Raw genomic sequence first — 25,121 nt, 5'->3', positions numbered from 1 at the left:
GCGATTGCCGCGCTTGGCGAAGGGGCGTAGACCTAGCGCCATGAAATACCCGCTCGTCACCGCCGCTGTCATCGCCTGCGCCACGCCGCTTGGCGCGCATCCGCATATCTTCGTCGATACCGGGTTCGAAGTGATCGTCGATGCCGAGGGGCGGTTGACCCATCTGCGGATCACATGGGCCTATGACGAATTCTACTCTCTCCTGGTGACCGAGGATCGCGGCCTCGACCCCGATTACGACGGCGTGTTGACGCAGGCGGAAGTCGCCTCTCTCAACGGGTTCGACATGCAGTGGATCGAAGGGTTCAACGGCGATACGGTCTTGCTGGAGGGGGGCGAAGAGGTCGCGCTCTCGGGTCCGCAGGACGTGGAAACCCGCTTTGCCGAAGGCCGGATCATCACCAGCCATCTGCGCGCGGTCGAAGGCACGGCTCCCTCGGCGGATGGGCTGGTCATCAAACCCTATGATCCGACCTATTACACCGCCTATGAGGTGACCCAGAAAGTGACCATCCAAGGCAGCGATGCCTGCCGCGCGCGGGTCAAGATGCCGGATATGAATGCCGATCTGCGCGCCCTTCAGCAGGACTTGAGCGCGCTGGACGCCAATACCGATCCAAGCGATGTCGGCCTGCCGGAGATCGGCGAAGCCTTGGCCAATGAAGTGGTGATCACATGCGACGCATCATAGCGCTGGCGGCATTGGCGACCCTGTTGGCGCTGGCGGCGCTGTGGTGGTCGGGCGGGTTCAACGCCATTGCCCATTGGGCCGCAGGGCAGCAGCGCGGGTTTCAAAACAGCATCGCCAGCGGGCTGCGCGCCACGCGGGGTGGCGATACGGCGGCGTTCTGGACGGTGCTTCTGGCGTCTTTTGCCTATGGCGTCGTCCATGCGGCGGGGCCGGGGCACGGCAAGATCGTGATCGGCGGCTACGGGTTGGCGCGGGCGGTGCCAGTGCTGCGGCTCTCGCTGATCGCGCTCGCGGCGTCCTTGGGCCAAGCGGTGACCGCCGTGGTTCTGGTCTATGCGGGTATCCTGCTCTTGGGTCTCGGGCGGGAGGCGCTGGTCGGCGTGACCGAAGATATCATGGCCCCGGCGAGCTATGGCGCGATTGCCCTTATCGGGCTTTGGCTGATCTGGCGCGGGATGCGCCATGCGCGGCGGGACAGATCGGCGCATTCCGGTGAAGTATGCAGCCATTGCGACCATGCTCACGGGCCCAGTCTGGCGCAGGTTCAGCGCGCGGGCAGGCTGCGCGACGCGCTGCTTTTGATCGGCGGGATTGCCATACGGCCCTGCACCGGCGCGCTTTTCGTGCTGGTGATCACTTGGCATATGGGGATCGGCGGGGTCGGCATCTTGGGGGCCTTTGCCATGGCGCTCGGCACCGGCTTGATCACCATCGCCACCGGCTTGGCCGCGACGGGTCTGCGCGCCGGGGTCTTGGGCGGGCTGGCCGGATCGCCGAGGCTGGCCCAAGCCGCAGCGGTGGCCGAGTTGACGGCGGGCTTGGTGGTGGTGACGCTGGCGGGCGGCTTGCTGCTGCGGGCGCTTTAGCGGCGGCCCTCGCGCAGCCATGCGGCGGTGATGAAGAGCGCCGAGAGCAAGAGCACCAGCCACCCCGGCAGCAGCGGCGTTTGTCGCACATCGCGCGTCTCGTAAGCGCCGCGCGGGGTCAGACCCAGCCAGCCGCGCCCGGCGGCGGGGCGGCCAAGGCGCACGTCGCGCAGACGGGGGAGCCCATCCTCCACCCGTGCCACCCCACCGCGCAGGCTGTCGATCGCCGGGCGCAGGGCCGCGTCGCTGGCGATGGTCTCGACAAACTCGCGCGGGGCGGCGGGGCCGAGGCCGATGACGGTGACCTCATCGCCGTTCTCCAGCCGGTAGAGGCCGATCTCTTCGCCGGTATATTCCGCCTCGAACCGGCCCGGCCCGGCGGGGGCGAGGGGCAGTTCGGTCGTGCTGCCATCGGGGGCGGTGATCGTGACGGGGGGCACGGTCTCGTCCAAGGTGCGGCGGGTGATGCGCATGGTCCGGCCTTGGGCAGAGGCCATCAGCGCCTCTTCCTCAAGCTCGGGTTCTTTCATCAGCCAATGGGCCAGACGGCGCAGCAATTCCAACTGCGGGCCGCCGCCCTCATAGCCGCGGTTCCACAGCCATGCATGGTCGGAGGCGAGCAGCGCCACGCGCCCCTCATCCACGCGGTCCAGCACCAGAAGCGGGCGGTCGTCCGCGCCGGTCATCACCACGTCACCGCTGTCAGCCGTCACGTCGATCTGACGCAGCCAGCGGCCCCAGTCGCCCTTGCCGGGCAGGTCTGAGGTGACGGGATGGCGCTGGCCGATGTCGGTGACGACCGGGGGGAAGGCTTCCTCCAACACCCGCGCGGTGGGGGTGGCTGGCAGCACCGTGCCGAGCGGCGACCGGTAGAGACTGTCGGCACTGGCAAAGTCCGGCCCGGCGGCGACCAGCACCGCCCCGCCCTTGCGCACATATTGCGCCACATTGTCGAGGTAGAGCGCAGGCAGGATGCCGCGCCGTTGGTAGCGGTCAAAGATGATGAGATCGAAGTCGTCGATCTTTTCCATGAACAACTCGCGCGTCGGAAAGGCGATGAGCGACAACTCGTTCACCGGCACACCATCCTGTTTGTCGGGGGGGCGCAGAATGGTGAAATGCACCAGATCGACCGCACTGTCGGACTTCAGCAGATTGCGCCACGTCCGCCCGCCGGGATGCGGCTCGCCTGAGACGAGCAGTACGCTCAGCCGGTCGCGCACACCGTTCATCTGGATCAGCGCGGCATTGTTGCGGTCGGTCAACTCGCCCTCGGCTTCGGGCAGGGAAAAGCGGATCACGTTGCGCCCGCCGTGGGGCAGGGCGACGGGCAGTTCGAGGTCTTGGCCAATCGGCACGTTGAAACTCTGCGGTTCTTCCCCGTCGACAGAGATATCAAGCTGGGTCAGCCCGCCGCCCTCGGGCGCGGCCCCCAGATCGTCGATGCGCAGGGTCAGGGTCACCGGCTCTCCGATGATGGCAAAGGCCGGGGCGTTGCGCACGGTTAGGCGGCGGTCCCAGTCCTCGGCCCGGCCGGTTTGCAGCAGATGCAGCGGCGCGGGCAGGTCGAGCGGCAGATCGGCGTCATGCACCCGGCCATCGCTGAGCGCCAGAATGCCCGCGATCCGCGCGCGTGGCTCTTCGGCCAGCGCATCGGCCAGCGTGGTCATCAGTCGGGTGCCGGCATCCTCGGCCCCATCGGGGACGGTGATCCGGCGCAGCTCGGTATTGGGGCGGGCGGTGATGCGGGCAGAGAGCGCCTCTGCCGCCGCGTCGGTCTGTGCGGCACGGTCGGAAAGCCGTTGGCTGGCGCTTTCGTCTTCCAAGAGCAACACGATGTCCGACAGCGGCGCGCGGTCTTCGGTCTGGTAGGACGGCCCGGCGAGCGCGGCCAAAACGACTGCTGCCGCCAAGCCCCGCAGGGCCCAGCCCGACAGGCCGCGCCACAGCGCCAGCAAAAGGCCGAGCGCGGCCAGCACCGCAAGGCCGATCAGCAGCGGCAGGGGGATCAGCGGGTCGAAAAGCACGGTTCCGGTCATTGGCCCAACCTATCCAGCAGCGCAGGCACATGGACCTGATCGGATTTGTAGTTGCCGGTCAGCACATGCATGACAAGGTTCACGCCAAAGCGGTAGGCCAGTTCGCGCTGCCGCTCTCCGGCAAAGCCGCGCCCGATGGGCAAAAGCGGCGCGCCATCGCGGCGCACAGCCCAAGCGGCGGCCCAGTCGTTGCCCCCGATCACCACCGGCGTCACCCCGTCATTGAGGTTGCGAAACGGCATCCCCTCAATCCGTTCGGCATCGGGCGGCGCAGCCTCGACCCAGACATCGCGGCTGCTGTAGCGACCGGGGTAGTCTTGCAGCAGATAGAAGGTGCGCGTCAGCACATGATCGCCGGGCAGCGGCTCCAACGGCGGAATGTCGAGCGGTGCGGCCAGTTCCTGCAACTTGCGCCCATTCGGGCTGGCGGCACCGTAGCTGGCGATATCCGCGTCCCGCGTATCAAACAGGATCAGCCCGCCCGAGCGGAGGTAGTCGTTCAGCTTGCCATAAGCCTCGGACGAGGGCTGCGGTTGGTCGGGGGTCACCGGCCAATAGAGGATCGGAAAGAAGGCCAGTTCGTCCTGCTCAAGATCAACGCCGGTGGGCAGGTCGGGCTCCACCGTGGTGCGGAAATAGAGCGTGTCCGACAGGCCGATCAGCCCGGCGCGGGCGATCTCGTCAACGTCGCTGTTGCCGGTCAGCACATGGGCCAGCGTCACCTCCGAGGCCGAGCGTATGGCAAAGCTTTCGGGGTCATTCTCTTGCGCGTCGCCCATTTGCGGGGCGATGGCCAGCCCCAAAGCCAGCGCCAAGCTGCCGGTAGAGCGGCGCAGCAGCAGCCCCGAAAGGGCGAGGGAAGCAAGTACATCGGCCACCAACAGCAGGATGGCGAGGCTCAGAAGCGCCCCGGCGAGTGGCTGTTCCGGCGGCAGGGCAAGGCCGCGCAGCGGCACATCGGCGGGCCATGTTGCGGGGGTGAGGGCGGTCTCGCCGGTCAGCACATTGCGCGCCAGCCGCCGGTCTTCGGCGCCGTAGATGCCGGGCGGCAGGGCCGGGCCTGCGGGGGCCGAGATCAGGTCAGGCCCCGCAACGCCCGGCAGGTTGCCCGCGTCCGACAAGCTGCCGAAACCGTCCAACACCCGCAGCGGGGTCCATGTGGTGCCCTCAAGGCTCTCGGCCTCGGGGGCGCTGGCACCCGAGGAGACGGCCAGCCGTTCCATCATCTGCACGAAAAGACCCGAAAGCGGCAGGGTCGACCATTCCGCCGTGGCGGTGACGTGGAACAGCACGATCTGCCCCTGACCCACGGCTTTGCGCGTGACCAGCGGGGTGCCATCGCTCAGCGCGGCGATCACCCGGTCGGCCAACGTCGGGTCGGGTTGCGCCACGACTTGGGCCGAAACGGTCACATCTTCGGGCACCGTCAGCCCGAAGAATGGCGACCCATTGCGGAAGGGGGCAAGCGCCTTGGGCTCCCCCCAAGACATCGCGCCGCCGACACTGCGGCCCCCGGCGCGCAGGCGCACGGGCATCAGCGGGTCTTCGTCGATGCGACTGACATCGCTCGCCGCCACGCGCGGCCCGGCGAAACGGATGAGCATGCCGCCCGCGTCGATCCACTCTTGCAGCGGCTCGGCCTCGGCGGGGGCGAGGGTGGCCACATCCGCCAGCACGATCACATCGGGGTTGGCGGGCAGCACCTCGGTCAGGGTGCCGTCGATCAGATCAGCATTCGGGGCCAGCGCCTGTTCGATGTAATGCAGCGGCGAGAGCAGTTGCAGCCCCTCCTGCGCCCCGCGTCCCCGGATCAGGGCGACTTCGCGGCGGCGCAGCCCGTCATCGACCAAGCTGCGCGCCCCGGCGGAGCGCTGGCCTGCGATGCCGAAAGAGGTGAGCCGCGCGCGCATTTCGGCAGGCAGCGAGAGGGAGGTGCTGGCCTCGGTCGCGCCCGCCTCGAACGTCGCATTAGCGGTGGCGAGCACGCGGGCTTTGCCCGCCGGATCGCGGCCATGGGCCTGCACCACCGCCGCGCGTTCCGGCCCGGGCGCGGCGCGGCGCAGGGTCAGGTCGATCGCGCCGTCTTGGTAGACTGCGGGCGCGATGCCGATGACATTGCCTGCGGAATGATGCACCTCGACCGCGCCTTTGGATTGCAGCGCGGCAAGCAACTCATCGCGGCCGAGATAGTCTAGCCCGTCGCTGAACCACAGGGTGTCGAAAGCGGGCAGGGCCGCCATGATCTCGGTCGCGCGGGTCAGCTCTGCCGGGGCCGGTTGCCACGGCGCGGGGGAAAGCCCTGCAAGGCGGCTGCGCCACGCATCAGCGGATTGGAAGGTTGGCACCTGCGGGTCGGTGAGGCTGAGGATGCCCACCGTCCGCTCGGCCCGTCTGGCGCGGGTGAGTTGCGCGTCAACGGCGGCCATCTGTCTGTCCCAACCGCTGGCCCCGGCCCATGAGCCGTCGAGCAGGATCAGCAAGGGGCCGCTGCCCTCTTCCGCCTCGGCCTGCGGGTTCAGCACCGGCCCGGCAAGGCCGATGATGATCGCGGCCACGGCCAGCATCCGCAGCAAAAGTAGCCACCACGGGGTGCGGTCGCTGGTGCTGTCGTCATCTGCCAACCCCAAAAGCAGCGCCACACCGGGAAAACGGCGGCGAACCGGCGCGGGCGGTACTGCCCGCAGGATTAGCCAAAGGATCGGCAGCGCCAGCAGGGCCAGCAGCAGCCAAGGCGCGGTGAAACCGATGCCGCCGAAAACGCTCATGCCGCACTCCCCTGCCGCGCGTCCAACGCGCCATAGAGCCAAAGCAGCGCCGACTGCGCCGTGGCATCGGTGTGGTGCAGCCCATAGCGCCAGCCGGTCCGGGCACAGAGTTGCTGCAAGGCGTCTTTGCGCGCCGCCAGCCGGTCGAGGTAGCGGTCGCGCAGGTCATTCGCTTTGAGCGTCTCATGCCGCAGACTGCCGCCGACGCTTTCGAAAGTTGTTCGACCCGCGAAGGGGAAAGCCTCCTCCGCCGGGTCTAGTAGGTGATAGAGCACGCCACGCACGCCACGGTCGGCGGCCTTGGTCAGCGCGGTCTGTACCGGGTCGAGATCGCCCATGAAATCCGAGATGAAGACCGCCCGCGCATGAGGGATCATGCCGCGATGTTCGGGCGGGGCGTAGTCTTGGCCATCGTCTTGGCAGAGCAATTCGGCCAGTCGCAGCACCTGCGGATTGCCGCGCCGTGGGGGCAGGGCGGTGCCGGTCAGGCCCACACGCTCCCCCCCGCGCAACAGCAGGATCGCCAGCGCAAGGCCCAAAAGGCGGGCGCGGTCGGCTTTGTCAGGCAGCGCCTTGTCCGAGGCAAAGCGCATCGAGGCCCCCTGATCAACCCAGAGCATGACGGATTGCGCAATCTGCCACTCGCGCTCGCGCACGAACTCCTGATCGCCACGGGCCGAGCGGCGGTGGTCGACCATGCGGCGGCTGTCACCGATTTGCGCCGGCCGGTATTGCCAGAAATCATCCCCCGTCCCTGCGCGGCGGCGGCCATGGGCACCGGGCAGAACGGCACCGGCCAAATGCTCGGCCCGCGCCAGCAGGGCGGGCAGCCGGGCCGCTTCGCCCTCGGCGCTGGCTCTGAGGGACAGGGGGCTATGGGTCACGCGGCGGCCTTTTTCCCGATCAATTGACCGGCGGTGGCGTCGATCAGCCCTTGCAGGCTTTCGCCCCTTGCGCGGGCGGCGAAGTTCAGCGCCATCCGGTGGCTCAGCACCGGGCGGGCCATGGCGAGCACATCTTCGGCAGAGGGGGCCAACCGCCCCTCCAGCAGCGCGCGGGCGCGCACGGTCAGCATCAGCGCCTGCGCGGCACGGGGGCCGGGGCCCCAAGCGACGCTGTCGCGCACGGGCTGGGTGGCCTCAGGCTCATCGGGGCGGAAGGCGCGGACAAGGTCGAGGATCAGTTCCACCACGCTATCGCCCACCGGCATCCGCCGCAGCAGGGTCTGGGCAGAAAGCAGATCTTCGGTGGTGAAGACCGGGCGCACCGCGCCCTCTTCGACGCCGGTGGTGGCCAGCAGAATGTCCCGCTCTGTCGCGCGGTCGGGGTAGGCCACGTCGATCTGCACGAGGAAACGGTCAAGCTGCGCTTCGGGCAGGGGGTAGGTGCCTTCTTGTTCGATCGGGTTTTGCGTGGCCAGCACATGGAAGGGTTGGCCAAGCGCGCGGTCCTGCCCCGCGACGGTCACGGTCTTCTCTTGCATCGCCTGCAACAGGGCGGATTGCGTGCGGGGGCTGGCGCGGTTGATCTCATCGGCCATCAGAAGTTGGCAAAAGATCGGCCCTTCGACAAAGCGAAAGGCCCGGCTGCCGTCTGGCGCGGTGTCGAGCACTTCGGAGCCCAGAATATCGGCGGGCATCAGATCGGGGGTGAATTGCACGCGGTTGCCGTGCAGCCCCATGACGGTGCTGAGGGTCTCAACCAGCCGCGTTTTGCCCAAGCCCGGCAGGCCGATCAGCAGCCCGTGACCACCGCAGAGCAGCGCCGTCAGCGCAAGGTCGACGACCTGCTCCTGCCCGACGAACCGCCCGGTGATCGACTGTTTCGCCGCGGCGAGCTTTTCGGTCAGCGCTTCGATTTGCGCGATCAGATCATCCGCTTCGGCCATGACATTTCTTTCCCCGGAGTTATATCTTTCAGGTGTAAGTGTATCGCGACCAAAGGGAATGGCAAAACCAATGAGCGGACAAAATACCGTGACACCCACGGCAGACAGTTTGATCGAAGCCGCCAAGGCCGCAAAAGCGCGCGGAACCCCGCCGCTTGAGAAGTGGAACCCGGAATTTTGCGGCGATCTGGACATGCAGATCAAACGCGACGGGACGTGGTTCTATCAAGGCACACCCATTGGCCGGATCGAAATGGTCAAATTGTTCGCATCGATTCTCTGGCGCGAAGGGGATGACTATTTCCTCAAAACCCCGGTGGAAAAGGTCGGCATCACCGTCGAAGACGCACCATTCGTCGCCGTGGATTTCGAGGCCGAGGGCGAGGGCGAGGCGCAGCAGTTGCGGTTTTTGACCAATCTGGGCGATGTGGCCGAGGCGGGGGCAGCCCATCCGATCCGCGTGGTCCGCGATGAAGAGACGGGCGAACCTGCGCCCTATGTGCTGGTGCGCCGCAATCTTGAGGCGCTGATCGACCGCAAGAGCTTTTACCGTCTGGTCGATCTGGGCCAGCACCGCGATGGCTGGTTTGGTGTCTGGTCGGGTGGGGAATTCTTTGGCATCATCCCATCGGAAGACCTGCCGTAAGCTCACCGAAAGACCCGAATGCCGATCACCCCCGCCGCCAACCTATCGCTGCTTTGGTCCGAACTGCCCTATCTGGACCGGTTCGACGCAGCGGCAGAGGCGGGGTTTGGCGCGGTTGAGGTCTTGTTCCCCTATGACATGCCCGCGAAAGAGACGCAGCGCGCCTTGCTGCGCAATGGATTAACGCTCGCCCTGATTAACGCGCCGCCGCCGAATTACACGGGCGGTCCGCCCGGTTTCGCCGCCCTGCCGGGAGGGGAGGCGCGTTTCGCCCATGATATGCGCCGGGTCTGGCGCTATGTGGAGGCGCTGCGGCCCCAGATGGTGCATGTCATGGCCGGGGAGGCCGAGGGGCCAGCGGCGGCAAAGGCTTTTGTGGCGAACCTGCGCCATGCCGCAGCAGAGGCGCCGCCGGGGGTCACCCTGATGATCGAACCGCTCTGCCCGCAGGTCAAACCGGGGTATTTCTTGAACGATTACGCGCAGGCGGCGGAGCTGCTGGCGGCGGTAGATGCGCCCAATGTGGCGCTGCAATTCGACAGTTTTCACGCGCAGATGATCCATGGCGATGCCGTGGCTGTTTTCGAGGAATATCGCCCCCTGATCCGCCATGTGCAGCTAGGTGACACGCCAGAGCGCGGGGCGCCGGGCAGCGGTGATGTCGATTTCGACGGGCTCTTTGCCGCGCTGCGGGCGGGCTATGACGGTTTTGTCAGCGGGGAGTATTTTCCGGGCGGCCCGACGGAGCGGTCCTTGGGCTGGGTGACCGCCTTAGGGGAATGACACCGGCGTATCTCCGGGCTGCCACTGGGGGTATTTATCCATCACGCTTTCAAAGCGGGGCGAGGCGAGGAAACGGTCGAGCCAGTCGCGCAGCGCGGGCCAATCCTGCGCGTCGAACCAAGCGCGGTCGATAAAGGCGAACTGCCGCACGAAGGGCAGGATTGCGTAATCCGCCAGCGTGGGGCGGTCAAAGATCCAGTCCCCCAGTTGCGCGTCGAGGTCATGGAGGAAGGTTGCCGCCTTGGCGCGTTGCTCTTCGGGGTCCGCCTCGGGGTAGCGGGTGGCGTATTTGGTGCGGTCCAGCGCGTCTTTGAACGGGCCGTCGGCGCGGGCGATCCAGTCGTGACCTTCGGACGGCATGTCGCGCCAGCCCTCGGGATCGTTCTGGGCCAGCGCCCATTTCATGATGTCGAGGCTTTCGTCGATGGGGCCGGTTTCGGTGACGAGGCAGGGCACGGTGGCGGTGGGTGAGGCGTCGAGGAAGGCTTGCGGTTTGTCGCGCAGGACGACTTCGCGCAGGTGGACGGGTGTTTGCGCGGCCGCGAGGGCGAGACGCGCGCGCATGGCGTAGGGGCAGCGGCGGAAGGAGTAGAGGATTGGGGTCATGCTGCATGATCTAGCGCATGGGGGACGCTTGTACAAAGGGCCATCGCCCGAGAATGGGGCCGGCCCGGAATCAAGCCGCAGGCGCCGGGCCATCGCCTGCCCGCCCCGCCGGGTAGGCGATTTGGTGGGGCCGGGCGCAACCTTGAGGCCGCACATCATGGCTGAGAGATAAAGTGGCAGGAACTGAGCTTGGATCGCCAACCCGCGGGCAGGCGATGGCCCTCCATCCTACTGAAACGGCGTCGGCGGCAGCCCCTTGCCGGCAAAACGCGCCACGTCATCCACCCGCTTTGACCGCGCCGTCGTGGTCCGTGCCGCGTCGATCCACGCCAGCGCATCGGCACGCAGCGCGTCGCTGTAGCTGTCCCAACCGGCCTGCGCGCCGGTCTCTTCGAGCGCTTGGGCGAGGTCTTCGGGAAGGGGTGTGTCTTCCATCAATGCGCCTCCGCCCAATTGGCACCCACACCGGCGTCGACGATCAGCTTCACGTCAAGCTTCACCACCGGGTCATTGGCATTCTCCATCACCTCACGCGCGGCGGCGATCAGCGCGTCTTCGGCCCCTTTTTCCACTTCGAACAGCAGTTCATCGTGCACCTGCAACAGCATCGTCGCGGGCAGATCGGCGATGGCCTCGGGCATCCGCACCATGGCGCGGCGGATCACATCGGCAGCGGTGCCTTGGATCGGCGCGTTGATCGCGGCGCGGGCGGCGAAGCCCGCCTGCGGCCCCTTGGCGCCGATGTTGGGCGTGTTGATCTTGCGGCCAAAGAGCGTTTGTACATAGCCGTGCTCTTTCGCAAAGGCCTTGGTGTCGTCCATGTAGGTCCGGATGCCGGGGAAACGCTCGAAATAGCGGTCGATGAAACCCTGCGCCTCGGCCCGCGGAATGCGGAGGTTGCGCGCAAGGCCGAAGCCCGAGATGCCGTAGATCACGCCGAAATTGATCGCCTTGGCGTTGCGGCGAATCTCAGGGGTCATCTGATCCATCGGCACGTCAAACATCTCGGACGCGGTCATGGCGTGGATGTCGTCGCCGCGGTGGAAGGCTTCCTTGAGCGCGTCGATCTGGGCGATATGCGCCAGAATCCGCAGCTCGATCTGGCTGTAGTCCAGCGCCACCAGCACCTTGCCCTTGGGGGCGACGAAAGCCTCGCGGATGCGGCGGCCTTCCTCGGAGCGGATCGGGATGTTTTGCAGGTTCGGATCGGTGGAAGCCAGTCGCCCCGTCGCGGCACCGGCGATGGAATAACAGGTGTGCACCCGGCCCGTGTCGGCGTTCACATGGTCTTGCAGCGCGTCGGTATAGGTCGATTTCAGCTTGGACAGCTGCCGCCAGTCCAGCACCCGGCGGGCGAGGTCATGTTCGGTCGCCAGATCCTCCAGCACATCCGCGCCGGTGGAGTATTTCCCGGTTTTGCCCTTCTTGCCGCCGGGCAGCCCCATTTTGCCAAAGAGGATTTCGCCAAGCTGGGCAGGGGAGCCGACGTTGAAGCTCTCGCCCGCCAACTCGTGAATATCCGCCTCCAGCCCGGCCATTTTCTGGGCAAAGGCGTTGGACATGCGGCTGAGCGTATCGCGGTCGACCTCGATGCCCGACCGCTCCATCTGCGCCAAGACCGGCACCAGCGGGCGCTCTAGCGTTTCGTAGACCTTGGTGACCTCGGCGCGGTGCAGCTGTGGCTTGAAGAGCTGCCATAGGCGCAGGGTGACATCGGCATCCTCAGCGGCGTAGGGTACGGCATCGGCCAGCGGTACCTTATCGAAGGTCACGGCGGATTTGCCGCTGCCCAAAAGCGGTTTGATCGGCATCGGTGTGTGACCGAGGTAGCGCTCGGAAAGCGTGTCCATGCCGTGGCCATGCAGGCCCGCGTGCATCGCGTAGGACATCAGCATGGTGTCGTCGATGGGCGCGACCGCGATGCCCAGTTGGGCGAAAATCTTGCTGTCGTATTTCATGTTCTGCCCGATCTTGAGGATCGCCGGATCCTCAAGCATCGGGGTCAGCAGTTGCAGCGCTTCTTCGACCGGCATCTGACCGGGGGCCAGCCCCTCTCCGCCGAAGAGGTCATCGTCGCGGCTGGCTTTGTGGGTCAGAGGAATGTAGCAGGCCTGCCCGGGCTCCACGGCCAGCGAAACGCCGACCAGTTCCGCGGTCATCTCATTGAGGCCGGTGGTCTCGGTGTCCACCGCGACATAGCCCCGCTCGTAAATCCGGTCGAGCCAGACGCGCAGCGCCTCGGCGTCGCTGACCTGCTCATACTTGCTGTGGTCGAAGGGCACATCCGCGACCTGCGGTGCGTCCGCCACAGCAGGCGCTGGCGCTTCGGGGATGGCCGGGGCCTCGCGGCCCAGCACCTCGGCCACGCGTTTCGACAGGGTGCGGAATTCCATCTCGGACAAGAACCCCAGCAGGCGGTCCGCATCGGGGTCGCGCACTTCGAGATCGTCGATGGTGAAGTCGAGTGGCGTGTTCTCGTCCAGCAGGACAAGATTGCGGCTCAGGCGGATTTGCTCGGCATGGTCGATCAGGGTCTGGCGGCGCTTGGGCTGTTTGATCTCGCTCGCGCGCTCTAGCAGCGCATCCAGATCGCCGTATTCGTTGATCAACAGCGCCGCTGTCTTGATGCCGATGCCGGGCGCGCCGGGCACGTTGTCGACCGAATCGCCCGCCAGCGCCTGCACATCCACCACGCGGTCAGGGTAGACGCCGAATTTCTCAAACACCCCATCGCGGTCGATGGTCTTGTTCTTCATCGCGTCGAGCATTTCCACCCCGTCGCCCACAAGCTGCATCAGATCCTTGTCGGAGCTGATGATCGTGCAACGCCCCCCGGCGGCGCGGGCCTGCACGGCGAGGGTGGCGATGATGTCATCGGCCTCATAGCCCTCAAGCTCTTTGCAGGCGATGTTGAACGCCTCGGTCGCGGTGCGGGTCAGCGGGATCTGCGGGCGCAGGTCTTCGGGCATCGCATCGCGGTTGGCCTTGTACTGGTCGTACATGTCGTTGCGGAAGGTGTGGCTGCCCTTGTCAAAGATCACGGCGACATGGGTGGGCGCGTTGGGGCCGGTGTTGCCCTCGACATAGCGGTGCAGCATGTTGCAGAAGCCCGCCACGGCGCCAATCGGCAAGCCATCGGATTTGCGCGTCAGCGGTGGCAGGGCGTGATAGGCGCGAAAGATGAAGGCAGAGCCGTCGATCAGATGCAGGTGGTGGCCTTTGCCGAATGTCATATGAATGCTCCGCTGGATTGGCGACCCTTTTGCCACGAAGCATGGCCCACGGCCAGACGCCAATGCGCCGCGCAGGCAGGTTCGTGCCGTCGGTTCAGGTGTTCAGGGGGTGGTCGGAAAGGCTCAGACTTTGCCTTCGAAATCCGTGTGCACGAATTTGCAGTCGCAATAGCCGCATTCGACCCAGCCGCGATCTTGGGGGATTTGCAGCCAGACGCGCGGGTGGCCAAGCGCGCCTTCGCTGCCGTCGCAGGCCACGCGCCAAGTGTTCACGATGCGGGTTTCGGGCGCTTGCAGGGTCATGGAGTTGGTCCTCGGCTCAGGCGAAAGTTGCCACTCGTTATGACCAAAGCAGGCGCGCGGGGCAAGGGCTCTGCGCGGGAATAGGGGGGCTCGTGCACAAAGTGGTTCAAGTGCCAGCCCACAAGGGGTAAAAGACGCAGAACAGCCACCAAGCCGGAGCAAGCAGTCTGATGAGCGCCCCCAAACCTGTCGTATTGTGCATCCTTGACGGTTGGGGCCTGAGCGAGGTGCGGGAAGGCAACGCGCCCCTGCTGGCCAAGACGCCAAATTTCGACCGGATCATGCAGGCGGGGCCGAAGGCGCAGTTGATCACCCATGGCCCCGATGTGGGTCTGCCGCGCGGGCAAATGGGCAATTCCGAGGTCGGCCACACCAATATCGGCGCGGGCCGGGTGGTGGCGATGGATCTGGGACAGATTGATTTGGCGATCGAAGAAGGCAGCTTTGCCGAGAATGAGCGGCTGCGGGGTTTCATCGCCAAGCTCAAGGAAACCGGCGGCACCGCGCATCTGATGGGCGTCGTCTCGGACGGGGGGGTGCATGGGCATCTCAGCCATATGATCGCCGCCGCCCGCGCGCTGGATGCGGCGGGGCTGCCGGTGGTGATCCATGCGGTGACCGATGGGCGCGACGTGGCGCCGTCCTCTGCCCTTGGCTATTTCGAGACGCTGGAGGCAGCGCTGCCCGAGGCCGTGAAGGTCGTCACCGTGACGGGGCGCTATTTCGCGATGGACCGCGACAACCGTTGGGACCGGGTCGGCAAGGCTTCGGCGGCGATCCTGCATGGCGAAGGGGAGAGGTACTCCGATCCCCGCGCGGCGGTTGAAGCGGCCTATGGGCGGGGCGAGACGGATGAATTCATCATCGCCAGCGTGATCGAGGGCTACGCGGGGGCGGCTTCTGGCGACGGATTCTTCTGCCTCAACTTCCGCGCCGACCGCGCGCGGGAAATCATGGCGGCTTTGGGCGATCCGGGCTTTGACGCCTATGACACCGGCCCGCGCCCCGAATGGGCGGCGCTGATGGGCATGGCGGAATATTCCAAGGACCACGCCGCCTATATGACCACGATGTACCCCAAGCCGGACATCAAGAACACGCTGGGCGATTGGGTGGCGCAGCAGGGGCTGCGGCAGTTCCGGCTGGCCGAGACCGAGAAATATCCCCATGTGACCTTCTTCCTCAACGGCGGGGTTGAGACTCCGGCCACGGGGGAGGACCGCAACATGCCCAAATCGCCCAATGTGGCGACCTATGACATGCAGCCGGAAATGTCCTCTGCCGAGGTGACGGATCAATTCGTGCAGGCGATCGAGGCAGGCTATGACCTGATCGTGGTGAACTACGCCAATCCCGATATGGTCGGCCATACCGGCGATCTGGAGGCGGCGATTGCGGCTTGTGAGGCGGTGGATGCGGGGCTGGGCCGGGTGCTGAAGGCGCTGGAGGCCGCAGGCGGCGCGATGATCGTCACCGCGGATCACGGCAATTGCGAGATGATGATCGACCCCGAGACCGGCGGCGCGCATACGGCCCATACGCTCAACCCCGTGCCGGTGGTGGCGGTGGGCGCGCCCGAAGGGGCGGCGCTGCGCGACGGGCGGTTGGCCGATCTGGCGCCCACGGTGCTTGATTTGATGGGCCTGCCGCAGCCCGAAGAAATGACCGGGAAAAGCCTGCTTTCATGAAACATCTTGCCGCGGCTGTCCTTTTTGCCTGTCTGCCCCTGATGGCACAGGCGCAGGCCGATGAGGCCGCCGCGGAGGCACGCGCGGCCGCGACCGCCTTGGAGGCGGCATCGGCGCGGCTGGACCAAGCCGATGGGGCGCGCGACCGGGTGAAGGCGCTGACCGAGACGATTCAGGCGTTTGAGGCGGGGCTGGCGGCGATGCGGGCCGGGCTGCGGCAGGCCGCGATCAACGAGGCGCAGCTCAGCCGCAAGCTTCAGGCGCGTGAGGGTGAGGTGGCGCAGTTCCTAGGCGTCTTGCAAAGCATCGGCGGTGACCCGTCGCCCGTGGTGCTGCTGCACCCCGACGGCCCGATGGGCACCGCCCGCGCAGGCATGTTGCTGGCTGAATTGACGCCTGCGCTGAACGCCCGCGCCGATGCGCTGCGGCAGGACTATGAGGACATCAAGACCCTGCGCGCGTTGCAAACCGATGCGGCGCAGCGCCTGCAAGACGGGCTGACCGAGCTTCAGGCCGCGCGCACCGCGCTCAATCAGGCGATGGCCAACCGCACCGATCTGCCGATGCGCTTTACCGAAGATCCGGTGCGCACTGCGATCCTCATCGCCTCGACCGAGACGCTGGACGGCTTTGCCAGCGGCCTGTCCGAGATCACCACCGGCGCGGTTGAGCCTGCGCCGGTGAACCTCGACGGGCAGGTGGGCGATCTGCCCTTACCCGCGCAGGGGCTGGTGATCCGCAAGGCCGGAGAGACGGATTCGGCGGGCGTGACGCGGCCCGGCATGATCCTCGCCACCCGCCCGCGTGCCATCGTCACCAGCCCCTCGGCGGCGACGATCCGCTATGTCGGGCCGCTGCTTGACCTGGGCAATGTCGTGATCCTTGAGCCGCAGGTCGACACGCTTTTCGTGCTGGCGGGGCTGGATGTGGTTTACGGCCAAGCCGGGCAGGTGATTGCCGGTGGCACCCCCATCGGGTTGATGGGCGGGCCGGAAAGCGGCACAACTTCTCAGATGTCACCAAATGGTGAAGCCACTGGCACTGACCGGACGGAAACGCTCTATATAGAAGTCAGGCAAGACAACACACCTCAGGATCCGGCAGACTGGTTCCGCACCGACAAGGATGGATAGCAGATGAAGAAATTCGTGATGGCAGCCGTTGCAGGCACGGTGGCGGGGGTGGTCGCCACCACTCAGATCGCCGGGCCGCTGCTGGCGCAAGAGGCCGAGAAGACGACCAATGTTTACGAACAGCTTGATCTTTTCGGTGATATTTTCGAACGCATCCGCGCCCAATATGTCGAAGATGTCGATCCCGGCGATCTGATTGAGGCGGCCATCAACGGCATGCTCACCTCGCTTGATCCGCATTCGTCCTACCTCTCGCCGAAAGACGCCGAGAAGATGCGCGAACAGACGCGCGGCGAGTTCGGCGGTCTTGGCATCGAGGTCACCCAAGAAGAGGGTTTTGTCAAAGTCGTCTCCCCCATCGACGGCACGCCGGCTGCTGAGGCCGGGATCGAAGCGGGGGATTTCATCACCCATGTTGATGGCGAAAGCCTGCTGGGTCTTGGCCTCGACGACGCGGTCGAGATGATGCGCGGGCCGGTGGGGTCCGAGATCCTGATCACCGTGGTGCGGGAAGGGGAGCCGGAGCCTTTTGACGTCTCCATCGTACGTGACACGATCCAATTGACCGCCGTGCGGGCCCGTACCGTGGGCGATACCGCCGTGCTGCGCCTGACCACCTTTAACGAGCAGACCTATCCGAAGATGAAGGAAGGGCTGGAGCAGCAGATCGAAGAGGCGGGCGGCATCGAGAATCTCAACGGCATCGTCATCGACATGCGCAACAACCCCGGTGGCCTGCTCAATCAGGCGATTGCCGTCTCGGATGCCTTTCTTGAGGAAGGTGAGATCGTCAGTACCCGGGGCCGCGACATCGAAGACGGCGACCGGGTGAACGCCACGCCGGGTGATCTGGCGATGGGCAAGCCGATCGTCGTGCTAATCAACGGCGGTTCGGCCTCGGCTTCCGAGATTGTCGCGGGCGCTTTGCAAGACCACCGCCGCGCCATCGTCATCGGCACCAAGAGCTTTGGCAAAGGCTCGGTCCAGACCGTGATGCCGCTGCGCGGGGACGGGGCCATGCGCCTGACCACGGCGCGCTATTACACGCCCTCGGGCCGGTCGATCCAAGCGCTTGGCGTATCGCCCGATATCGTCGTGGCCCAGCCTCCGGTCACGCCAGAGACCGAGGAAGACGACGACGCATTGTCGGCACGCCCCCTCCGCTCTGAAGCCGATCTGCGGGGCCGGTTGAACAATGACAGCCTGACCGACGATCAGATCAAACAGATCGAAGACGACCGCGAAAAGGCCCGCAAAGCGGCAGAGCTGCGCGAAGAGGATTACCAGCTGGCCTATGCCATCGACATCCTCAAAGGTCTGTCGGCTCTGGGTCCGAACGAGTGATCTCTTTCACATAGATGCACCAAGCCCCGCTGGAGACAGCGGGGCTTTTTTGTTGGGCGCGGTTCTGCGGGGCGGCGTTTCGCTTATTCCGTCTCGCGGCAATGCCGCCGAAAGGCGCGTTTCAGCATGTCGAGTTCGGCGCGCAGCAGGTCCATCTCGGCCCGTATGTCATCGCCGAGCGCTTCATCCGCGATCAGGGTCACATGACCCAAGAGCGCCCCGCTGGCCTTTTCGGTGATGACGAGGGTCTGGACACCATCGGCAATCGCCTCCGCCGGGACGGGGAAGGAAAGATACCAGCGCCCCTCGGACCCTTCGGCCTCTAACGTGATATCCGTCACCTCCTTGCCCTCATGGGTCACGCTGATCTGCGGCGTGTCTGCGCCCTCTTCGGCGGTTAGCACGCCCTGCCAGACGCCTTGGCGCAGCACGGTTTTGGTCAGGTCATATGGGCTCATCACGGGGTCCTAGATCTGGGCGCGGGGGGAGCGGGAAAAAGTGAGGTCGCGCAGCACGACTTGGTTCATCTCCGGCCCTTCAAAGATCAGGTCGACCCATGCCGCCTCGATCCGCTTTTCGTTGAGCTTGCTATAGGCCAGATCGAATTCGACGCTGATGCTTTCCTGACCGACAGGCAGTTCGCGGACGATCTGTTCGGTGTTCGGCCCGTGGCGGATGTTGAGCCGGGCAAAGATCTCCAGCGGGTGCTCCAATTCCACAATCGTGTCCATGCGGAACAGGTGGCGGCGTTTCAATCCGGTGATGGCCTCGGGCGGCAGATCGACCACCAGCGACAGGAATGACCCGTCGAATTTGAACACGTCGAGTTGCAGGCCAAAGGGGGCCAGATCGGCCTCGCGCAGGTTGCGCAATTGGCGCAGGGTCAGTTCCGACTGCGCGCAATCGTGGAACAGGGTTACCTCTTTGCCCAGTTTGGATTTGGTCGCGACCGAGGATAGCCCCGGCGTGGCAAGCGGGCCGCGCCACAACTCGGGCCGCCATGCCCAATCGGCGTTATGTGGTTTCGGGAAGCCGCTGGCCCCGATGGCGGGCAGGGCAAGACGGTCTTCGGCGCGGTGGATCAGCCGGTTCAGTTCGGCACGCAGCAGCCGGGCGCGGCCGCGTTGGCGGCGCAGGGTGGCAGGGTCAGCCGTGGCCGCTTTGCGGGCTGCAACCGCCCAGCGTTGCAGCGCGCGGGCAAAGAGCTTGCCCTCAAGATAACCGCTGCGGAAGTTGACCATGGCCCTGCGCCTCTCGTTTGCTCGCAGTCTATGCAAGGCGGGGATTTCGTTCAAATGAATAGCCCCCGTGATTGTTTCCGTCCCCGGGCAGTGTTGCCGATTTGGAAACAAAGGCCGGTCAACTGCCGGGGGCGGTGGGCGTTGCGCTTTTGCTGCGGCTTTGCTGGATCAGCTCTGCCACCAGCGCGCGGCCCTCTTCGGAAATGGCGCGGCTTTGCGGCGCGCCGTAGAGGGTGACACTGGCGACATGGCCGCCGATCCGCGCCGTGCCGCGCCAATGGCGGGGGGACATGCCCTCGGCGGGCACCGGCCCTTGAGCCACAAAGATCGACGCCCCTTCGATGCTACCGGCCTCTTGCAACTGGCTTAGCCCTGCCGCCTCGGCAACCTGTTGCGGGGTGGGCAGGGGCGCGTCGGCCTCGGCTTCGATCAGCGCGAGGGTGAGAATGCCGCGCGGCGCGGCGCTGACCACATCAGGCAGACCAAGCGCATCGCAACGCGCCATCAGCGCAAAGCGACGTTTGAGGCTTTTGGGATCGATGCAATAGCCCTGCGGCGACACCACCTGCACCGCGCCCCCGGCCAAAGCGGTTTGCAGGAGCGGTTTCTCAGGCGTGGCGGGCCTGCCGCCAAAGGAAAAACCCTGACCGCCTTCGCAGGCGGACAGGGTAAGCATTGCAAGCGCCGCGAGGGGGCTTTTAGAGGTCCATGTAATCATGGGTCTCGGCCTTGGCGCCGGGATGTGTTACCGCGCCAAGGTAGGTGGGGCCGACGAGTTTCGCATATTTCCACAGCGCGCCGCTTTCATAGTTGGTGGCACGCGGGCCAGCCCAAGCCTTGCGGCGCTCGGCCAGTTCCTCGTCCGACAGGTCCACGGTGATGCTGCCCTTGACTGCGTCGAGGGTGATCATGTCGCCGTTCTTCAGCAGCGCGATCGGGCCGCCATGCGCCGCCTCGGGGCCGACGTGGCCAACGCAGAAACCGCGCGTCGCGCCCGAGAAGCGCCCGTCGGTGATCAGCGCCACCTTCTTGCCCATGCCCTGACCCGAGAGCGCGGCGGTGGTCGCCAGCATCTCGCGCATGCCGGGGCCGCCAGCGGGGCCTTCGTTGCGGATCACGAAAACGTCGCCTTCCTTATAGGCGCGGTTCTGCACCGCCTCGAAGGCGTCCTGTTCGCATTCGAACACCAGCGCCGGCCCGGTGAAGACGATGTCTTCCTCGGCCATGCCCGCGATTTTCACGATGGCGCCTTCAGGGGCGAGGTTGCCTTTCAGGCCCACGACGCCGCCGGTCTTGCTGATCGGGGTGGCGACCGAGTGGATCACCTTACCGTCGGCCTCGCGGTCGATGCGATCCAACTCCTCGCCGATGGAACGGCCCGTGGCGGTCAGACAGTCGGTGTGAAGCAGCCCCGCCTTGCGCAGCTCCTTCATCACCACCGGCACGCCGCCGGCGTCGTAGAGGTCCTTAGCGACGTATTGACCGCCCGGCTTCATGTCGACGAAGTAAGGTGTGTCGCGGAAGATCTCGCAGACGTCTTCGAGGTAGAATTCGATCCCGGCCTCATGGGCCATCGCCGGAAGGTGCAGGCCCGCGTTGGTCGACCCGCCGGTGCAGGCTACGATGCGCGCGGCGTTCTCGAAGGCTTCGCGGGTGCAGATGTCGCGTGCGCGGATGTTCTTCTCGATCAGGTTCATCACCGCAGCACCTGAGGCTTCGGCATAGGCGTCGCGGCTCTCGTAGGGCGCGGGCATGCCGGAGGAGTTCGGCAGCGCAAGGCCGATCGCCTCGGACACGCAGGCCATGGTGTTGGCGGTGAACTGGCCACCGCAGGCACCGGCGGAGGGGCAGGCGACGCGCTCCAAAACGTCGAGTGCTGCCTGCGACATGGAGCCGTTCTGGAAGCGGCCCACGGCCTCGAACATGTCCTGCACGGTCAGGTCACGGGTGGCGAAATCTTCGGGAACGTCGGCGCCAGCGGGCGCCTTGCCCGGCAGGATCGAGCCGCCGTAGAGGAAGACCGACGGCACGTTCAGCCGCAGCATCGCCATCATCATCCCCGGCAGGGACTTGTCGCAGCCCGCCAGCCCGACGATGGCGTCATAGCAATGGCCGCGCATGGTCAGTTCCACCGTGTCGGCAATCGCCTCACGCGAGGCCAGCGAGGAGCGCATGCCCTCATGCCCCATGGCGATGCCGTCTGTGACGGTGATGGTGGTGAACTCGCGCGGGGTGCCCTGTTCGGAATGCACGCCAACCTTCACCGCCTGCGCCTGACGGTTCAGCGCGATGTTGCAGGGGGCGGCTTCGTTCCAGCAGGTGGCGACGCCGACCAGCGGCTGGTGAATCTCTTCTTCGGTCATGCCCATGGCATAGTAGTAGGACCGGTGCGGCGCGCGGGCCGGGCCTTCGGTCACATGGCGGCTGGGCAGCCGGGATTTGTCGAAGCGGGGCGTGGTGGACATCGGTGGGCTCCTTGAAACGTCTTGAATGGAATAGTCGGGCGGCGGCTATGCTGCAAGGCTTTGGCGCGTATGAGGCGGGGGAACTGTTGTATTGCAGCGTGTTAGGGCATAGGTTCTGACCTTCTGGCGCGGTCGGTTCGGCCCGCCCGCAAGCGTGAAGGCCCGGCATATGCTCTGCAAGCACCACCCCCGATTTGAACGGCGCCACTGATGAACTGGCGGCCCGATTATAGCGCCCATGCGGCCTTTGTCGCACCCGCGCGCAGCACCTCGGCACTGTGGCGGTTTTTCTTGGGGCTGTTCGTGGCCGTGGTGGCCTATGTCGCGCTGAACGAGCTTTACTTTCAAACGGTCTATGGGCTGGCGGGATCGGCGGCCCCCCCGCTGCATGGCGATCTTCTGAAAGGGGCCACGCCGCAGGCGATGTATCTGCTACTGTTCAGCTTTGGCACCATGGCGATGGCCGTCGCCGTGACCGTGCGGATCGTGCACCGGCGCAGCGCGGGGAGCCTTTTTGGCCTGCCGGGGCGGCTCTGGCCCAGTTTTCGCGCGGTTTCGGGGGCGATGTTGCTGCTGGGCGTCGCACTGGCGGTCCTGCCCCCGTGGGACATGGGCGGTGAGTTGACGCCGAACCTGCCCCTAAGCCGCTGGTTGCTGCTTTTGCCGCTGTCGCTGCTGGCCGTGCTGGTGCAGGTCAGCGCCGAAGAGATCGTCTTTCGCGGCTATGTGCAGCAGCAACTCGCGGCGCGGTTCAACTCGCCGCTGGTCTGGATGGTGCTGCCGTCGGCGCTGTTCGCAGCGGGCCATTACCTGCCTGCCGAGGCGGGGGAAAATGCGCTGATGGTGGCGCTTTGGGCCGGGGTTTTCGGCATCCTGATGGCGGACCTCACCGCGCGCTCCGGCTCGCTTGGGCCCGCCATCGCGGTGCATCTGTGGAACAATGTCTCGGCCATTCTCATTGTCTCTCTGCCGGATGATCTTTCAGGGCTGGCGCTTTATCTCACGCCCTTTTCGATGGATGACGCGGCGGCGTTGCGTTCATGGCTGCCGGTTGATTTCGCCTTGATGCTGGTCTCATGGCTGGCGGCGCGGCTGGCGATACGCCGCTGATTGCAATTTCCCCATGCGGGGATTATCTGGGACGGAACCACAGCAGAGGCCTGCCAATGAACTGGATCACGAACTACGTCCGCCCGCGAATCAACTCGATCTTCTCGCGCCGCGAGACGCCGGACAATCTGTGGACCAAGTGCAACGAATGCGGCACCATGCTGTTTCACCGCGAGTTGGCGGACAATCTGAACGTCTGCACCAACTGCGGCCATCACATGCACATCAGCCCCCGCGCGCGCTTCAAAGCGCTGTTCGACGGTGGCATCTTTACCGAGGTGAAGGTCCCGGCGCCCACGCCCGACCCGCTGCATTTCAAAGACCAGAAACGTTATCCCGACCGGATGAAGGCCGCGCAAAAGCAGACCGGTGAGCATGAGGCGATGCTGGTCGTGACCGGCGAGATCGGGCGCACGCCGATCGTCGCCTGCGCGCAGGACTTTTCCTTCATGGGTGGGTCGATGGGCATGTATGTCGGCAATGCGATCATTGCCGCCGCCGAGGAAGCCGTGAAGCTGAAGCGCCCGCTGGTGCTGTTCTCCGCCGCCGGTGGCGCGCGCATGCAGGAGGGCATCCTGAGCCTGATGCAGATGCCGCGCACCACCGTCGCCGTGCAAATGCTGAAAGAGGCGGGGCTTCCTTACATCGTCGTGCTGACCCATCCCACCACCGGCGGGGTCACCGCGTCCTACGCAATGCTGGGCGATGTGCAGATCGCCGAGCCGAACGCGCTGATCTGTTTTGCCGGGCCGCGCGTGATCGAACAGACCATCCGCGAGAAACTGCCCGAAGGGTTCCAGCGCGCGGAATACCTGCTCGACCACGGGATGCTCGACCGGGTGACCAAACGGACCGAGATGCGCGATGAGTTGATCACCATCACCCGCATGCTGATGGGCCTGCCCCCTGCCGTGCGCGGCGACCTGCCCGCCCCCGAAGAGCTTGAGGTGGCCGAGGCCGCCGCCGCTGTTCAGGCCGCAGCGGATCTGCCCGCCGACACGCCAGAGAAGAAATGAGCACGCCTTCATCCGACGTCATCCTTGAACGGATGATGGCGCTGCACCCCAAGATCATCGACCTGACGCTCGACCGGATGTGGCGGCTGCTTGATGCTTTGGGCAATCCGCAGAACGACCTGCCGGCGGTGATCCATATCGCGGGCACCAATGGCAAAGGCTCGACCCAAGCGATGATCCGCGCAGGCCTGGAGGGGGCGGGAAAGACGGTGCACGCCTATACCTCGCCGCATCTGGCGCGGTTTCACGAGCGTATTCGGGTGGCTGGCGAGTTGATCTCGGAGCCGGACCTCGCCGCCGTGCTGGACGAATGCCATGCTGCCAATGGCGGCGAAGAGATCACCTATTTTGAGATCACGACCTGCGCCGCGATCCTCGCCTTTTCGCGGGTGCCTGCCGATTATACGCTGCTTGAGGTGGGGCTTGGCGGACGGCTCGACGCGACGAATGTGGTCGATCCCGCCCTGACCGTGATCACCCCGGTGTCGGTCGACCACCAGCAATATCTGGGCGAAACACTGGCTGAGATCGCGGGCGAAAAGGCGGGTATCATCAAGCGGCTTGTCCCTTGCGTGGTCGGCCCGCAGGAAGATCCTGCGCTTGAGGTGATCGAAGACCACGCCGCGAAACTCGGGGCACCGCTCTTGGCCTATGGTCAGCAGTGGCATGCCGCACCCGAAGCCGGGCGCATGGTCTATCAGGATGAGCGCGGCCTGCTTGATCTGCCGCGCCCCAATCTGCCCGGCGACCACCAGATCATGAACGCCGGGGCCGCGCTGGCCGCGCTGCGCCAACTTGGCGTCGATGCAGAGGCCTGCGAGGCTGCCGTGACGCAGGCGCAGTGGCCCGCACGGATGCAGCGGCTGTCAGACGGGCCGCTTGCCCGTATGGCGCCCGAGGGCGAGTTGTGGCTCGACGGTGGCCATAATCCCGCGGCGGGGGCGGCATTGGCGGCCACGCTGGCGGCCCTGCCGAAACGCCCGACGCATCTGATTTGCGGCATGTTGAACACAAAGGACATTGCCGGGTACCTGCGCCCGCTGGCGGCAGAGGCTGCAAGCCTCACCGCCGTGTCGATCCCCGGCGAGGCGGCGTCCCTGCCTGTCGAGACGACGGCGAAGGTGGCGCGCGATGTAGGGTTCGAGACCGCCGAGGCCGAGACCGTCACCGGGGCGCTCAAGGCGATCATCGCCCGCGAACCCCATGCGCGTGTGCTGATCTGCGGCTCGCTCTACCTTGCCGGTAGCGTGTTGCGTGAAAACGTCTGATTAACCATATTTGGGTGTACCGCTGCTGCGAGGTGC

The 25,121-nt window shown here is 65.8% G+C and carries 22 protein-coding genes; 10 read left to right on the top strand and 12 right to left on the bottom strand.

What is annotated here, in order from left to right; all coding sequences use genetic code 11:
* The first annotated feature begins 40 nt into the window (after nt 1-40).
* The gene (locus J7392_RS06185) at nt 41-691 is read left to right on the top strand and encodes a DUF1007 family protein (RefSeq protein ID WP_209216723.1); all 651 of its coding nucleotides are present in this window, start codon (nt 41-43) and stop codon (nt 689-691) included.
* Nucleotides 676-1,557: a hypothetical protein gene (locus J7392_RS06180; protein WP_209216720.1), complete on the top strand. Its 882-nt coding sequence runs from the start codon at nt 676-678 to the stop codon at nt 1,555-1,557. The genes J7392_RS06185 and J7392_RS06180 overlap by 16 nt, the downstream gene beginning before the upstream one ends.
* Here the strand turns inward: J7392_RS06180 and J7392_RS06175 are convergent.
* The 4 genes from J7392_RS06175 to J7392_RS06160 are packed head-to-tail and all read right to left on the bottom strand — an operon-like array spanning nt 1,554 to nt 8,249.
* Nucleotides 1,554-3,596: a hypothetical protein gene (locus J7392_RS06175; RefSeq protein WP_209216718.1), complete on the bottom strand. Its 2,043-nt coding sequence runs from the start codon at nt 3,594-3,596 to the stop codon at nt 1,554-1,556. The two genes, J7392_RS06180 and J7392_RS06175, sit on opposite strands and share 4 nt — an antisense overlap.
* Nucleotides 3,593-6,361 (bottom strand): DUF4159 domain-containing protein, encoded by a 2,769-nt coding sequence (locus J7392_RS06170; protein ID WP_209216716.1) that lies wholly within the window; start codon nt 6,359-6,361, stop codon nt 3,593-3,595. The genes J7392_RS06175 and J7392_RS06170 overlap by 4 nt, the downstream gene beginning before the upstream one ends.
* Nucleotides 6,358-7,245 carry a DUF58 domain-containing protein gene (locus J7392_RS06165; RefSeq protein WP_209216714.1) on the bottom strand — a complete coding sequence of 296 codons (888 nt, stop codon included), beginning with the start codon at nt 7,243-7,245 and terminating at the stop codon, nt 6,358-6,360. Before J7392_RS06165 ends, J7392_RS06170 begins: the two co-directional genes overlap by 4 nt.
* The gene (locus J7392_RS06160; RefSeq protein WP_209216712.1) at nt 7,242-8,249 is read right to left on the bottom strand and encodes a MoxR family ATPase; all 1,008 of its coding nucleotides are present in this window, start codon (nt 8,247-8,249) and stop codon (nt 7,242-7,244) included. Before J7392_RS06160 ends, J7392_RS06165 begins: the two co-directional genes overlap by 4 nt.
* A 70-nt stretch (nt 8,250-8,319) precedes the next feature.
* Here J7392_RS06160 and J7392_RS06155 point away from each other — a divergent pair, with 70 nt between their 5' ends.
* Both J7392_RS06155 and J7392_RS06150 read left to right on the top strand, forming a co-directional pair.
* On the top strand, nt 8,320-8,895 hold the full coding sequence (locus J7392_RS06155) for a DUF1285 domain-containing protein (protein ID WP_209216710.1): 576 nt from the start codon (nt 8,320-8,322) through the stop codon (nt 8,893-8,895).
* An 18-nt stretch (nt 8,896-8,913) separates the two neighbouring features.
* Nucleotides 8,914-9,678 (top strand): TIM barrel protein, encoded by a 765-nt coding sequence (locus J7392_RS06150; protein WP_209216709.1) that lies wholly within the window; start codon nt 8,914-8,916, stop codon nt 9,676-9,678.
* On the opposite strand, the gene J7392_RS06145 is transcribed toward J7392_RS06150, so the two are convergent.
* From J7392_RS06145 to J7392_RS06130, 4 genes are all read right to left on the bottom strand, one after another.
* Nucleotides 9,667-10,284 (bottom strand): glutathione S-transferase, encoded by a 618-nt coding sequence (locus J7392_RS06145; protein ID WP_209216707.1) that lies wholly within the window; start codon nt 10,282-10,284, stop codon nt 9,667-9,669. The genes J7392_RS06150 and J7392_RS06145 overlap by 12 nt on opposite strands.
* Nucleotides 10,285-10,512: 228 nt before the next feature.
* Complete coding sequence (locus J7392_RS06140; RefSeq protein WP_209216705.1) at nt 10,513-10,719, bottom strand: YdeI/OmpD-associated family protein; 207 nt, start codon at nt 10,717-10,719, stop codon at nt 10,513-10,515.
* A complete protein-coding gene (gene polA / locus J7392_RS06135; RefSeq protein ID WP_209216703.1) occupies nt 10,719-13,517 on the bottom strand; it encodes a DNA polymerase I in 2,799 nt (932 codons plus the stop codon). Before polA ends, J7392_RS06140 begins: the two co-directional genes overlap by 1 nt.
* Before the next feature lie 123 nt (nt 13,518-13,640).
* On the bottom strand, nt 13,641-13,820 hold the full coding sequence (locus J7392_RS06130; RefSeq protein ID WP_067622513.1) for a zinc-finger domain-containing protein: 180 nt from the start codon (nt 13,818-13,820) through the stop codon (nt 13,641-13,643).
* A gap of 170 nt (nt 13,821-13,990) precedes the next feature.
* Between J7392_RS06130 and gpmI the strand changes: the two genes are divergently transcribed.
* From gpmI to J7392_RS06115, 3 genes are read left to right on the top strand one after another with little or no spacing between them, the layout of a single operon-like run.
* Nucleotides 13,991-15,508: a 2,3-bisphosphoglycerate-independent phosphoglycerate mutase gene (gene gpmI, locus J7392_RS06125; RefSeq protein WP_209216701.1), complete on the top strand. Its 1,518-nt coding sequence runs from the start codon at nt 13,991-13,993 to the stop codon at nt 15,506-15,508.
* Nucleotides 15,505-16,641, top strand: a complete 1,137-nt coding sequence (locus tag J7392_RS06120; RefSeq protein WP_209216699.1) for a peptidoglycan DD-metalloendopeptidase family protein — start codon at nt 15,505-15,507, stop codon at nt 16,639-16,641. The genes gpmI and J7392_RS06120 overlap by 4 nt, the downstream gene beginning before the upstream one ends.
* Nucleotides 16,642-16,644: 3 nt before the next feature.
* Nucleotides 16,645-17,985 carry a S41 family peptidase gene (locus tag J7392_RS06115; protein ID WP_067268037.1) on the top strand — a complete coding sequence of 447 codons (1,341 nt, stop codon included), beginning with the start codon at nt 16,645-16,647 and terminating at the stop codon, nt 17,983-17,985.
* 83 nt (nt 17,986-18,068) lie between these two features.
* On the opposite strand, the gene J7392_RS06110 is transcribed toward J7392_RS06115, so the two are convergent.
* From J7392_RS06110 to ilvD, 4 genes are all read right to left on the bottom strand, one after another.
* Nucleotides 18,069-18,443 (bottom strand): hypothetical protein, encoded by a 375-nt coding sequence (locus J7392_RS06110; RefSeq protein ID WP_209216697.1) that lies wholly within the window; start codon nt 18,441-18,443, stop codon nt 18,069-18,071.
* 9 nt (nt 18,444-18,452) lie between these two features.
* Nucleotides 18,453-19,226 carry a DUF6478 family protein gene (locus J7392_RS06105; protein ID WP_209216695.1) on the bottom strand — a complete coding sequence of 258 codons (774 nt, stop codon included), beginning with the start codon at nt 19,224-19,226 and terminating at the stop codon, nt 18,453-18,455.
* Nucleotides 19,227-19,344: 118 nt separating this feature from the next.
* Complete coding sequence (locus J7392_RS06100; protein ID WP_209216694.1) at nt 19,345-19,944, bottom strand: hypothetical protein; 600 nt, start codon at nt 19,942-19,944, stop codon at nt 19,345-19,347.
* Nucleotides 19,925-21,691: a dihydroxy-acid dehydratase gene (ilvD, locus tag J7392_RS06095; RefSeq protein ID WP_067268045.1), complete on the bottom strand. Its 1,767-nt coding sequence runs from the start codon at nt 21,689-21,691 to the stop codon at nt 19,925-19,927. Before ilvD ends, J7392_RS06100 begins: the two co-directional genes overlap by 20 nt.
* A 210-nt stretch (nt 21,692-21,901) precedes the next feature.
* On the opposite strand from ilvD, the gene J7392_RS06090 reads away from it, so the two are divergent.
* From J7392_RS06090 to J7392_RS06080, 3 genes are read left to right on the top strand one after another with little or no spacing between them, the layout of a single operon-like run.
* The gene (locus J7392_RS06090; protein ID WP_209216692.1) at nt 21,902-22,801 is read left to right on the top strand and encodes a CPBP family intramembrane glutamic endopeptidase; all 900 of its coding nucleotides are present in this window, start codon (nt 21,902-21,904) and stop codon (nt 22,799-22,801) included.
* A gap of 56 nt (nt 22,802-22,857) precedes the next feature.
* Nucleotides 22,858-23,817: an acetyl-CoA carboxylase, carboxyltransferase subunit beta gene (gene accD / locus J7392_RS06085; RefSeq protein ID WP_209216690.1), complete on the top strand. Its 960-nt coding sequence runs from the start codon at nt 22,858-22,860 to the stop codon at nt 23,815-23,817.
* A complete protein-coding gene (locus tag J7392_RS06080; RefSeq protein ID WP_209216688.1) occupies nt 23,814-25,085 on the top strand; it encodes a folylpolyglutamate synthase/dihydrofolate synthase family protein in 1,272 nt (423 codons plus the stop codon). The genes accD and J7392_RS06080 overlap by 4 nt, the downstream gene beginning before the upstream one ends.
* Nucleotides 25,086-25,121: the final 36 nt, after the last annotated feature.

This window comes from Sulfitobacter sp. R18_1 (assembly GCF_017743915.1).
Classification (GTDB): Bacteria; Pseudomonadota; Alphaproteobacteria; order Rhodobacterales; family Rhodobacteraceae; genus Sulfitobacter; species Sulfitobacter faviae.
Note: the sequence above shows the minus strand (reverse complement) of the source record. Positions and strands in the feature narration are given on the sequence as shown.

Excerpts from the sequence above, each read along its gene's own strand:
- J7392_RS06180 (WP_209216720.1), top strand. The coding sequence starts at position 676 with ATGCGACGCATCATAGCGCTGGCGGCATTGGCGACCCTGTTGGCGCTG.
- J7392_RS06155 (WP_209216710.1), top strand. The coding sequence starts at position 8,320 with ATGAGCGGACAAAATACCGTGACACCCACGGCAGACAGTTTGATCGAA.
- J7392_RS06140 (WP_209216705.1), bottom strand. The coding sequence starts at position 10,719 with ATGGAAGACACACCCCTTCCCGAAGACCTCGCCCAAGCGCTCGAAGAG.
- accD (WP_209216690.1), top strand. The coding sequence starts at position 22,858 with ATGAACTGGATCACGAACTACGTCCGCCCGCGAATCAACTCGATCTTC.
- gpmI (WP_209216701.1), top strand. The coding sequence starts at position 13,991 with ATGAGCGCCCCCAAACCTGTCGTATTGTGCATCCTTGACGGTTGGGGC.
- polA (WP_209216703.1), bottom strand. The coding sequence starts at position 13,517 with ATGACATTCGGCAAAGGCCACCACCTGCATCTGATCGACGGCTCTGCC.
- J7392_RS06175 (WP_209216718.1), bottom strand. The coding sequence starts at position 3,596 with ATGACCGGAACCGTGCTTTTCGACCCGCTGATCCCCCTGCCGCTGCTG.
- J7392_RS06105 (WP_209216695.1), bottom strand. The coding sequence starts at position 19,226 with ATGGTCAACTTCCGCAGCGGTTATCTTGAGGGCAAGCTCTTTGCCCGC.
- ilvD (WP_067268045.1), bottom strand. The coding sequence starts at position 21,691 with ATGTCCACCACGCCCCGCTTCGACAAATCCCGGCTGCCCAGCCGCCAT.
- J7392_RS06185 (WP_209216723.1), top strand. The coding sequence starts at position 41 with ATGAAATACCCGCTCGTCACCGCCGCTGTCATCGCCTGCGCCACGCCG.
- J7392_RS06130 (WP_067622513.1), bottom strand. The coding sequence starts at position 13,820 with ATGACCCTGCAAGCGCCCGAAACCCGCATCGTGAACACTTGGCGCGTG.
- J7392_RS06100 (WP_209216694.1), bottom strand. The coding sequence starts at position 19,944 with ATGATTACATGGACCTCTAAAAGCCCCCTCGCGGCGCTTGCAATGCTT.
- J7392_RS06090 (WP_209216692.1), top strand. The coding sequence starts at position 21,902 with ATGAACTGGCGGCCCGATTATAGCGCCCATGCGGCCTTTGTCGCACCC.
- J7392_RS06120 (WP_209216699.1), top strand. The coding sequence starts at position 15,505 with ATGAAACATCTTGCCGCGGCTGTCCTTTTTGCCTGTCTGCCCCTGATG.
- J7392_RS06170 (WP_209216716.1), bottom strand. The coding sequence starts at position 6,361 with ATGAGCGTTTTCGGCGGCATCGGTTTCACCGCGCCTTGGCTGCTGCTG.
- J7392_RS06115 (WP_067268037.1), top strand. The coding sequence starts at position 16,645 with ATGAAGAAATTCGTGATGGCAGCCGTTGCAGGCACGGTGGCGGGGGTG.
- J7392_RS06080 (WP_209216688.1), top strand. The coding sequence starts at position 23,814 with ATGAGCACGCCTTCATCCGACGTCATCCTTGAACGGATGATGGCGCTG.
- J7392_RS06110 (WP_209216697.1), bottom strand. The coding sequence starts at position 18,443 with ATGAGCCCATATGACCTGACCAAAACCGTGCTGCGCCAAGGCGTCTGG.
- J7392_RS06160 (WP_209216712.1), bottom strand. The coding sequence starts at position 8,249 with ATGGCCGAAGCGGATGATCTGATCGCGCAAATCGAAGCGCTGACCGAA.
- J7392_RS06145 (WP_209216707.1), bottom strand. The coding sequence starts at position 10,284 with ATGACCCCAATCCTCTACTCCTTCCGCCGCTGCCCCTACGCCATGCGC.
- J7392_RS06150 (WP_209216709.1), top strand. The coding sequence starts at position 8,914 with ATGCCGATCACCCCCGCCGCCAACCTATCGCTGCTTTGGTCCGAACTG.